10 protein-coding genes are annotated in these 11,201 nt (G+C 31.1%); all 10 read left to right on the top strand.

Annotated features, from left to right (window positions below):
• Nucleotide 1 precedes the first annotated feature (1 nt).
• The 10 genes from KGI96_RS01060 to prc all read left to right on the top strand — a co-directional run bounded on the left by KGI96_RS01060 (nt 2) and on the right by prc (nt 11,113).
• Nucleotides 2-1,318, top strand: coding sequence for a hypothetical protein (locus KGI96_RS01060; protein WP_211599216.1), 1,317 nt, complete (start codon nt 2-4; stop codon nt 1,316-1,318).
• On the top strand, nt 1,315-2,889 hold the full coding sequence (locus tag KGI96_RS01065; RefSeq protein WP_211599215.1) for an ATP-dependent nuclease: 1,575 nt from the start codon (nt 1,315-1,317) through the stop codon (nt 2,887-2,889). Before KGI96_RS01060 ends, KGI96_RS01065 begins: the two co-directional genes overlap by 4 nt.
• Before the next feature lie 3 nt (nt 2,890-2,892).
• On the top strand, nt 2,893-3,768 hold the full coding sequence (locus tag KGI96_RS01070; RefSeq protein ID WP_211599214.1) for a DNA adenine methylase: 876 nt from the start codon (nt 2,893-2,895) through the stop codon (nt 3,766-3,768).
• Nucleotides 3,769-4,156: 388 nt separating this feature from the next.
• Entirely contained in the window at nt 4,157-4,561 is a 405-nt protein-coding gene (locus KGI96_RS01075; protein WP_211599213.1) for a nucleotidyltransferase substrate binding protein, read from the top strand.
• Complete coding sequence (locus KGI96_RS01080; protein WP_211599212.1) at nt 4,561-4,878, top strand: nucleotidyltransferase domain-containing protein; 318 nt, start codon at nt 4,561-4,563, stop codon at nt 4,876-4,878. Before KGI96_RS01075 ends, KGI96_RS01080 begins: the two co-directional genes overlap by 1 nt.
• A 712-nt stretch (nt 4,879-5,590) precedes the next feature.
• Entirely contained in the window at nt 5,591-6,346 is a 756-nt protein-coding gene (locus KGI96_RS01085; RefSeq protein ID WP_213156582.1) for a DUF3800 domain-containing protein, read from the top strand.
• 149 nt (nt 6,347-6,495) lie between these two features.
• Nucleotides 6,496-7,164 (top strand): phosphoglycolate phosphatase, encoded by a 669-nt coding sequence (locus KGI96_RS01090; RefSeq protein ID WP_211599211.1) that lies wholly within the window; start codon nt 6,496-6,498, stop codon nt 7,162-7,164.
• Nucleotides 7,165-7,202: 38 nt separating this feature from the next.
• Nucleotides 7,203-8,237 carry a tryptophan--tRNA ligase gene (gene trpS / locus KGI96_RS01095; RefSeq protein ID WP_211599210.1) on the top strand — a complete coding sequence of 345 codons (1,035 nt, stop codon included), beginning with the start codon at nt 7,203-7,205 and terminating at the stop codon, nt 8,235-8,237.
• Between the two features lie 186 nt (nt 8,238-8,423).
• Nucleotides 8,424-9,086 (top strand): RNA chaperone ProQ, encoded by a 663-nt coding sequence (gene proQ, locus KGI96_RS01100; protein WP_211599209.1) that lies wholly within the window; start codon nt 8,424-8,426, stop codon nt 9,084-9,086.
• An 8-nt stretch (nt 9,087-9,094) separates the two neighbouring features.
• On the top strand, nt 9,095-11,113 hold the full coding sequence (gene prc, locus KGI96_RS01105) for a carboxy terminal-processing peptidase (protein WP_211599208.1): 2,019 nt from the start codon (nt 9,095-9,097) through the stop codon (nt 11,111-11,113).
• Nucleotides 11,114-11,201 lie beyond the last annotated feature (88 nt).

The raw sequence follows: 11,201 nt of genomic DNA on the forward strand, positions 1-11,201 counted from the left end.
TATGAAACAACAAATTATTACGATACCTATTGATAAACTATATCTATGGACTGAAAACCCTCGGGATCCTGTAGATACATCCTTTTCTGATTATGAGATTATTAAAAAAGCAGTTGAAGATAAAAATCTAAAATGGGAATTGCCTAAATTAGTGAATAAAATGGGTAAGTATTATGATTTTAGTGAATTACCAACAGTAGTTGAGCATAATGGAAAGTATATTGTTTATGATGGTAATAGAAGAATTGCTGTTTTAAAATACTTGCAGAATAAGGAATTGTATCAATCACTTGGTGGTGGACTTTTCTTTGAAGACGAACCTTTAGAACTTAAAGAATTGAAAAATATTCCTTGTAATGTTTGTGATAAGTATACTGCTTTAATAAATATAGAAAGAAAACATGTTGAGAATGGTACTTGGAAAGCATTAGATAGGGATTATTTCCTATATAAGCATAGAGGTAAAGCAAAAAGTAATTTTTTAATTATTGAAGAAAATACAGGGATTATAAGTACTAATAGTAAGCTAAATCAGAGATTTGTAAAAGATGAGGTTTTTAGTGAGGAGAATCTAAGGAGTATCGGTTTTTATATTAATAAAGGGCAGATACTCTCTTCATATGACTTACAAACATCAAATGATATACTTAATAAAGTTGTGGAGTTAATTGCTAAGAATATCGTTTCAACAAGAAATAATCGACCTAGTAAGAAAGGTGTTTTGAAAAGTATTCTTGAAAAGAATACAACAATAAAAATAGAAGAGTTTAATCCTAAAAAATCTCAAAATATAAGTAATTATCCTAAAAATGAAAACTCTTATGTAAGACAAATATCAAGAAAAACGCCAGTTTCGAATCCGCATAAAAGAGATATTTTATTTGGAAGAACGTTAGTATTAAGGAGTAGTGCTATTAATGATTTATATTCAGGTATTTGTTGTTTGTATGATAAAGTAAAAAATAATGATCAGAATTTGTTTAAAACATTACCTGTTTTTGGGATGTCTTTACGGTTGATCCTAGATGTAGCAGGAAGAGAATATTTTAAAAAGGATGCTGAAAAAGCGAATAAAGATCAGTTGTGGAAAGATTTTATTTCGGTAGCAAAAAAGGATTTTAAATGCTTAAATGATATAGAAAAATTAAATTTTTTATCACTCAGTCAAGGTTGGTTAGAAAGTGGTACTAATTTTGAAGCTCCATTAGGTAAGTGGGCTCACGGAACTCTACCAACATCTAAGCAAGATATATTACAATTATCTTATATTGTTGGAGATATATTGGAGTTTTATTTCAAAAGGGATAATACATTATGAAAATAACCAAACTATTTATTAAAAAGTTTAGGGGGTTTCAGAAAGTAGAATTTAAGTTAGGTTCTCAAATAACTGTTATAGCAGGGCAGAATGGAACTCAAAAAACCACATTGTTGGGGTTATTAACGCAACCTTTTACTATTACTGATAAAAATAATCCAATGTATGGAGAAAAGCCCTTGTCTGGCGAAAGTTTTAGATCAGATTTTTCAGAAAAGTTTAAATTTTCTGAAGTATTTGACAGAGTAGGTAATCACCAATGGACATTATTTTTTGATAATGGTACAGATTATACAGCAGGAACTATTGAAAGAATAGAAAAAGGTAAAGAAAAATCTCTTCGCATATGGAAAGTAAATAAGGAAACGGGTAAAAAAGATGCTAAAAAAGGTTCTGGATATGTTCAATTGCCCGTTATTTATTTAAGTTTAAAAAGACTTTTACCTATTGGAGAGGATAATCAATTACAAAGTGATAGATCTATTGTTTTAACAGATCAGGAAAAGAGGTTTTATGAAAAGTGGCATAATAAAATTTTAATTTTAGTTGGAGATGATAATAAAATAACTGATGCAACTCCTTTGGAGAGTCCACATAAACAAACTTTAGCAGCAAATACTAAATATTATGATTGGCAATTGAATTCTGCAGGACAAGATAATATTGGTAAAATATTACTTGCAGTACTTTCTTTTAAGCGTTTGAAAGATAAGTATCAAGATAATTATAAAGGTGGGATTTTAGCAGTGGATGAAATTGATACAACATTTTATCCTGGCTCTCAAGTAAAATTATTAAATGCACTTAATAATTTTGCATCTAAATTTAATATTCAAATTATTTTTACAACACACTCTTTGACTCTTTTAGAAGAAGTTTCAAAATTGAAAAATGATATAAATAGGAAAGGACAGATAAATTTAGTTTATTTACAAAGACAAGATAAAAATATTATTGCCAATAATAATGCAGATTATAAGTTTATAGAAAGCCATTTAAAGGTGTCTCTAACAAATCAAATATCAGAAGTAAATAAAGTTGAGGTGTTTGCTGAGGATGCTGAAGGAGTATTATTTGTAAAATATTTACTAGGAAATAAACGTACACGGCTACTCAATTTTAATAGTAAGGTAAAACTGGGTTGTAATAATTTAATTGAGTTATCAAGTAAAGTACCTTATTTTCAATTTCCAAATTCTATCATTGTACTAGACGGTGATGTAGAAAAAAAACAATTGAGAAAAATTAAAAGGGATAAGATAAAAAATATTGTATGTTTACCCGGTGAACATTCTCCAGAGCAGATTATAGCACAGTTCTTATATGATTTATCTGATACTGATTCCTTGTGGAAAAATATAGACGAAACTTTTACGAAACAGTATTGTTTTCAAGATTATTCTAATGATGAAATACAAAATGAGAGAGATAAAGCAAAACAATGGTTTAATTATCATTTACCTAAATGGGGTAAATATGCAAATAAAGTATTAAATCCTTGGAAAAAGCGAAATAAAGAAATTGTAGATAATTTCTTAAATGAATTTGATGAATTATTCAAAAGGTTTTAGGATATGTTTTACTCTCCTTTAAGATATCCTGGCGGGAAAAAAAGATTAGCAGAATTTATTGCTAAAATTTGTGTTGATAATAATATTGATGGCCATTACATAGAACCTTATGCTGGGGGAGCTTCAGTTGCTTTGTATCTGCTTTTTCAAAATAGAGTAAAAAAAATTACTATTAATGATTTTGATAAAGCAATTTATGCTTTTTGGTATTGTGTCGTTCATTATACTGAAGATTTTTGTAATTTAATTGAGAAAACAGATATTACTATTTCAAACTGGAATAAAGCAAAAGATGTTCAAAAGAAAAAAGATCAGATATCACTCAGTGCTAAGAAACAAGTTTTAGAATTAGGTTTCTCGACTTTTTTTCTAAATAGAACTAATCGTTCTGGTATTATAAATGCTGGGGTTATTGGTGGGCTTGAACAAAAGGGTAATTATAAAATAGATTGTCGTTTTAATAAGATTGATTTAATAAAAAGGATTAGATTAATAGCACAATTTAGGGAGCGTATTATATTAGAAAATTTAGATGCAATTGAGTTAATAAAGAAAGTTAATAAACAAGAAAATACCTCAAATTATATTTTTTATTTTGATCCTCCATACTATGTACATGGTCCAGGACTATATTTAAATTCTTACTTAGATATTGACCATGTTAAAGTTGCAGATGAAATAAAGAATATAGATGATTGTTATTGGATTATTTCTTATGATAATACTGAAAGAATCAACGAACTATATAGTTGGGTAGAAAAGAAAGTAGAATTTACTTTAACTCATTCAATTAATAAATCGAGAAAAGGAAAAGAAATCTTATTTTTTAGTAATAAAATTGTAAAAATAGATTTAGATCCAATACAAAAATATATTTAAGACTCATATAAAAATATTTATACTATTTGTATTTTGTTATATCAGAGTTATCCAAAAATCAGTAGCTTTTATTTATAAAATAGAAAAGAATAGAATCAAGGTTATTGGTGAAAATGTCTGGAAGACGATGGACCTTTCCAAAAGGAAAAAAGATTAAAAACACAAAAAATTATGGAGTAGCTTTCATAAATGTTCTAGAAAAAAATCGACAACTTCGTTATGCTAATGAATTTAGAAAAGTAATTTTTACAGCTGAGAAAATAATTAAGAAGAAATATCGATTATAGTATGGAAGTTTGTTATAAATTTGATTGAGTATTAATTAACTAACAATATTCCTATTATTATACAAAGTGATATGCACTAAATTTCAAGGCAAGGATATAAAATGGAAAACCTGAAAAATACACGATTTAAACAACGCTTAGAAAATTTTGAGAAAGCCTTTTTACAATTACAAAAAGCAGTAAGCCGAGCAGATGAACTGGACGATCTCTCAAAAGAAGGCTTAATTCAGCGATTTGAATATACTTTTGAGTTGGCTTGGAAAACGCTAAAAGATTATTTGGAGTCAGAAGGAGAAATTACTACTTCGCCTCGTCAAGTACTTAAACAGGCTTTTAAAATGAATTTATTAGATAATGGAGAATTATGGATCACAATGTTAGATAAACGAAATCTAATGGCTCATACTTATAATGAAGATTATTTTAAGCAAGTTTTTGAAAGTATTGTTAATCAATATTTTGAACAGATTGAAAAATTATATATTCAATTAAAAGAGTTTCGTTGATGAATAATCAGTTTGGATTGTATGAGCATAGTTATGTATTACTTTGTGATGCTCTTAAGTTATTTCCTGAAATAGAACAAGCTTGGATTTTTGGTTCTCGTGCATTAGGAAATTACAAAAAAGGTTCTGATATAGATTTAGCAATCTCAGGTCAAAATATTAATTTTGACACTGTTACAGCCTTATATGGTACGTTGAATGAAGAAATATCTATTCCTTATATGGTCGATGTTGTAGATATAAATAATATAGAAAATCCTTTATTAAAAGAACATATAGAGCAAAAAGGCGTATTGTTTTATAGTAGGGGAGTCTAATTAGAATAGCATGTTGTAAATATCCAAATAAGGAAAATGATTATGAAACAATTACAAGTTATAAAAATAAGCTTGTTTTGGTACAGAGTAATAACAAGAGAAATAAATTAAGTAGTATCTAATAATATTGATAAATCCCCATCGTTTCAGTGCTCCCAAATATTCAACAGTCAATCCACTCTTTTATTTATAAAGCCAGTTAATAGCGGTAAGATGATCACAAATTTTTGCAAATATAGTAAATTAAACTTAAATTAGTACTATGATTTTGTCGGGGAGTATTAGTAAACGTAGTTTACGTATATGCTCCCAAATGCACGGGATAACATATTTTGCAAATTATTCATTTTATTTGACCGCTATCTTTTAGATTATTTTATATCAAGCAACGGGTGGATATACGTAAACTAACGTTTGCTAATGCCACCCCTACGAACCAAATAACTATTTATGTAAATGTCCAGTACTGATTTCAATTTAATTTAGTATATAATATCTTCCAACTTTAGGAAAAATCCTTCTTAGTATTAATTACTGTATCTTAGAAAAAGATTAAATGATTACCCATAAAAAGGTGCATTTTTAAAAACTCTTTTATATATGGAGTAATGTTTATTTCGTTTGTGATTTAAACTGTTTAAATTTTTTTAGAGTCAGTAGGTTACGAAGAGGTGTTAGTGAGAGTTGGTTTTAGTTGAGTAATATGGAGTAAATTATGAATGAATTTAGTGATTTTATTGTGTATGTTGATGAGAGTGGAGATCATAGTCTGAGTTCAATAGATGGAAATTATCCTATTTTTGTTCTGGCATTTTGTATTTTTTATAAAGATCATTACAGAAAGAATGTAGTTACTTCAATCCAAAAATTAAAGTTTGATTATTTTGGACATGACCTTGTTATTTTCCATGAACACGACATTCGTAAAGAAAAAGGCAATTTTACATTGTTTAAGTCAAGGGAAGAAAAAAATATTTTTCTTAATTCTCTATCAGGAATAATGAAAAATAGTAATTTTATTTTGGCATCTTGTGTGATAGAAAAGAATAAAATTCAGCAACAGCAACGAGAAATGCACCCCTATCACTTTTCATTAAAACATTGTTTAGAAACACTTTATGAGTTTGTGAAAGAGAAAAATCAGCAGGATAAAATTACTTTTGTTGTGGTGGAAAGTAGGGGTAAAAAAGAAGATCAAGCATTAGAAATTGAGTTCTTGCGAATTTGTAATGGTGAAAATAAATTTAATCAAGTATTACCTTTTAGAGTTAGAATAGCTTCTAAACAAACAAATTCAATTGGATTACAACTTGCTGATCTTGTTGCAAGACCAATAAGACGCTATATTTTGGATTCAACTCAGCCTAATCAAGCTATGGATATTTTGAAAAATAAGTTTTATTGCTCTGGAGGACGAGAAAATGTGGGTAAAGGGTTTGATCAAAAGGGATTAAAGCATTTTCCTTAGTATAAAAAAAGCGAAAAGTCTCGATGAAACCACCAAGACTATAACGCCGACTAGGAACTCCCAATCCATTTACGACTTCATTATAGCAAAAGCGATAATAATGACAATATTTTTTAAAATTTATATTAAAAATAAAAAGGATAAACAAAATGAACAACACATTTAAACTTATCGGATTTGATTTAGACGGTACATTAGTGAATAGTCTGCCAGATTTAACCTTATCATTAAATTCTGCTTTTGCAGAAGTAGGGTTGCCTCCAGCACCAGAGGATACTGTGCTTACGTGGATCGGTAAAGGGGCGGATGTGTTATTTCAAAAAGGCTTAGAATGGTCGGGCAAGGCTGAGCAATTTAATGCTGATCAAATCGCACAACTTAAACAACGTTTTGATTATTTTTATGGTGAAAATGTGTGTAATAAAAGCGTGTTGTTTGATAATGTAAAATCTATCTTAGAAGCCTTGCATAAGAAAGGCTATATTTTAGCCGTGGTAACCAATAAACCAACTAAGCACGTACAACCTGTATTAAAGGCGTTTGGAATAGATCATCTATTTTCAGAAACCTTAGGTGGACAATCGCTACCTTTAGTTAAACCACACCCAGCACCATTGTTTTATTTATTCGGTAAATTTGGATGCTATCCAAATGAAGTGTTATTTGTGGGGGATTCTAAAAATGATATTTTGGCGGCAAAAGCTGCTGGGTGTAAAAGTGTTGGCTTAACTTACGGTTACAATTACAATATACCAATTAGTGAATCGAAGCCAGATTATGTGTGTGAAGACTTTGCAGAAATTTTAAACATTGTATAATCATAGCTAGAATTAACAGGAAGAAATAGGAAATTAAAATGACAACAAAAAAACCAGTCGTATTTAGTGGTGTTCAACCATCAGGTGAGCTTACATTAGGAAATTATTTGGGGGCGTTACGTCAGTGGGTGAAAATGCAAGATGACTATGACTGTCTATATTGTATTGTAGATCTACACGCGATTACGGTTCGCCAAGATCCAGAAGCCTTGCGTAAAGCAACCTTAGATGTGTTAGCACTTTATCTTGCTTGTGGGATCGATCCTGAAAAAAGCACCATTTTTATTCAATCTCACGTGCCAGAGCATACCCAATTAGCCTGGACGTTAAATTGTTACACTTACTTTGGTGAAATGAACCGAATGACGCAATTTAAAGATAAATCCGCACGTTATGAAGAAAATGTGAATGTTGGGTTGTTTACTTATCCTATTTTAATGGCATCAGATATTTTGTTATATCAAGCAAATCAAGTGCCTGTAGGCGATGATCAGCGTCAGCATTTAGAAATTACCCGTGATATTGCTGAGCGGTTTAATGCGATTTATGGTGAAAAAGATGCAGAGGGTAATGTCACTAAAGGGATTTTTGAAGTGCCAGAAGTCTTTATTGCAAAACAAGGTGCAAGAGTAATGTCATTACTTGAACCAACCAAAAAGATGTCAAAATCGGACGATAACCGTAAAAATGTGATTGGTTTATTAGAAGATCCAAAAGCTGTAGCAAAAAAAATTAAACGAGCAATGACGGACGGTGATGAGCCACCTGTGGTACGTTATGATGTAAAAAATAAAGCAGGCGTGTCTAATTTATTAGATATTTTATCGGCAATTACAGGTAAGACTATTGCACAGTTGGAAGCTGAATTTGAAGGCAAAATGTATGGTCATTTAAAAACAGCGGTGGCAGATGAGGTTTCTACATTGCTGACTGATTTACAAGAGCGTTTCCATCATTTTCGTAATAATGAAGCATTATTAGAGCAAATCTATCGTGATGGTGCAAAAAAAGCGAGAGCAAAAGCACAGGAGACTTTAAAAGAAGTGTATCAAGCGGTCGGATTTGTTGCATAATTTACATTTATGCCGAATTTAATCTAAAAATGCAAAGAATTAAAGGTATCATACCGCTTACATTTCTGTGAGCGGTTTTATTTTGATAAAATTCGCATTTCTTTTGAATTTATATAGATGAATGAAGACAAATAAAATATAATTGCACAAGTTTAAATAAATTACTTATAACTTAACGGAAAAACTATGTCTGAACAACAAATTGAAGAACAAGTAACCCAAACCACCAAAACAACGATGAGTGTAAAACAAACCATTGCATACTTAGCTGAAAAATTTCCTCTTTGCTTTTCTATTGAAGGTGAAGCAAAACCACTTAAAGTAGGTTTATTCCAAGATCTTGCACTTGCATTAGAAGGTGATGAAAAAGTAAGTAAAACAATGCTCCGTCAGGCAATGCGTGGTTATACTATGGGTTGGCGTTATTTGAATGCTTGTAAAGAAGGGGCAGAACGTGTTGATTTAGAGGGTAATCCTGCTGGTGTTATTGATGCTGATCAAGCTCTACACGCTGCCCAAACGTTGGCGGAATCAAAGAAAATGGTGGCGGAGCGTAAAGCACAACAACGTAAAGCAGAGCGTAAAGAGTTTTTTAAGAAAAAAACGCTTGAAGAAAGAAAAAATGATAATGCAACAGCACAAAGAAAACCTCGTACTGAAAAGGTAAAAAAACCTGAAAATCTAACCGCTATAGATACGACAGAAATCACCAAAGGTACAAAAGTTAAAGTGAAAATTGGAAGTACGGTGCAAGCAGCAACAGTCTTAGCTGTTGAAAAACAAGAAGCGAGAGTACAACTTACTTCAGGGCTTATATTAAACGTTACTTTTAATACTCTCTTCGTTTAATTCACACTATGAAATTGATTAAAACAATAACCTTCACATTAATTTGTTGTTTTACTACTTTTGCGAGTAACTTGAGTATTGCTGGTGAACCTCAAATTAAAGAGAGTGATATTATCACTCCACAACCAACAGACGATCACCTCGTTTCTACGAAGCGAGTGACGAGCCGTTTGGTTCAATCTCATTATCGTAAATTTGAGCTTGATGATCATTTTTCAAATCAAATATTTGATCGTTATATTGATTGGTTAGATGGTAGTCATAAGATTTTTTTACAATCTGATGTGGATATGCTACGTGCAAAATATGCTGATCAACTTGATGATGAACTTTATTATGGAAAACTGGATGCGGCTTATAAAATTTATGATCTAATGGCAAAACGTCGTTATCAACGTTACCGTTATTTGCTCAAATTAGTTGAAAAAGAGCCTGATTTAACCACGAATGATAAAATTGAAAAAGATCGTGAAAAAGCCCCGTTTCCAAAAACAACCGAAGATGCTGAAAAATTATGGGAACAGCGTTATAAATATGATGTGATCACTCAATATCTTAAACATAAAACGTGGAAAGAAACACAAAAAAAATTAACCAAACGTTACAATATTTCTATTCGTCGTTTAACTCAAACCAATGCAGATGATATTTTACAAACGTACTTAAATTCTTTTACAAGAGAAATTGATCCGCACACGACTTATCTTTCTCCTCGTAGTGCACAACGTTTTGAAGAAAGTATGAAGTTGTCTCTTGAAGGCATCGGTGCAACACTTTATATGGATGATGATTTCACCACAATTAGATCTTTAGTAAAAGGTGCGCCAGCTGCACGTAGTAAACAAATTCATATTGATGATAAAATTGTCGGTGTTGGACAAGCGACGGGTGAAATTGAAGATGTTGTAGGTTGGCGGATCAATGATGTGGTGGATAAAATTAAAGGAAAAAAAGGCACCAAAGTACGTCTTGAAATTGAGCCAGCAAAAGGCGGGAAAAACCATATTGTGACCCTTATTCGTGATACTATCCGCTTAGAAGAAAGTGCAGCAAAACTGACTACGAATAAAATTAATGGTAAACAAGTTGCGGTGATTGAAATTCCAACGTTTTATATGGGTTTAACCAAAGATGTACAGAAATTATTAACAGAAGTAAATGAAAAAAATATTAATGGATTAATTATTGATTTACGTGCGGATGGTGGTGGTTCATTAAAAGAAGTTATCCGTTTGACTAGTTTGTTTATTGAACAAGGACCTGTTGTACAAGTACGAGATGCGTTTGATCGTATTAAAGTTTATGTGGATAGTGATCCAAGTATTTTATACAACGGAAAAATTATCGTGATGATCGATCGCCATAGTGCTTCGGCATCAGAAATTTTTGCAGCCGCAATGCAAGATTATAATCGTGCTATTATTGTTGGACAAACAACTTTTGGAAAAGGAACAGTACAACAAGGACGCTCCTTAAAGAGTATGTTTGATACAGCAAATAAACAACTTGGAATGTTACAATATACGATTCAAAAATTCTATCGTATTAATGGCGGAAGTACGCAGCAAAAAGGGGTAGAACCAGATATTCATTACCCTGAAATTATCAATGCGAAAGAAGTCGGTGAACGTTTTGAAGATAATGCTCTTCCTTGGGATAAAATCACACCAGCTGAGTATAAAATTACATCAAATGCACGTGATGTAGTGCCTTACTTAACGAAAAATCATCTTCAGCGAATTGCTAAAGATCCTGAATTTATTGCATTAGCAGAAGATATTGCCATTGAACGTGAAGAAGATAATGAAAAATTTTTATCGCTCAATTTAAAAGCACGTCAAAAAAGACGCCAAGCAGATGAACAGCGTGATTTACGTCATCTAAATGCACGTTTTAAACGAGAAGGTAAAAAACCATTGAAAAATTTAGAGGCGTTGCCAAAAGATTATGAAGCCCCTGATTTTGTTTTAAAAGAAACAGAAAAAATGATGGCTGATTGGCTAAACATTAACAAGAAACAACAATAATTTAACTATTTATAGCGGTAACTTTGTATAAAGAATTTGCAAATTTTCAAAAGAATGTTACCGCCTATTTACTTTAGGAATACCAAAT

Source organism: Phocoenobacter atlanticus subsp. cyclopteri, from assembly GCF_018343795.1.
Lineage (GTDB): Bacteria > Pseudomonadota > Gammaproteobacteria > Enterobacterales > Pasteurellaceae > Phocoenobacter > Phocoenobacter atlanticus.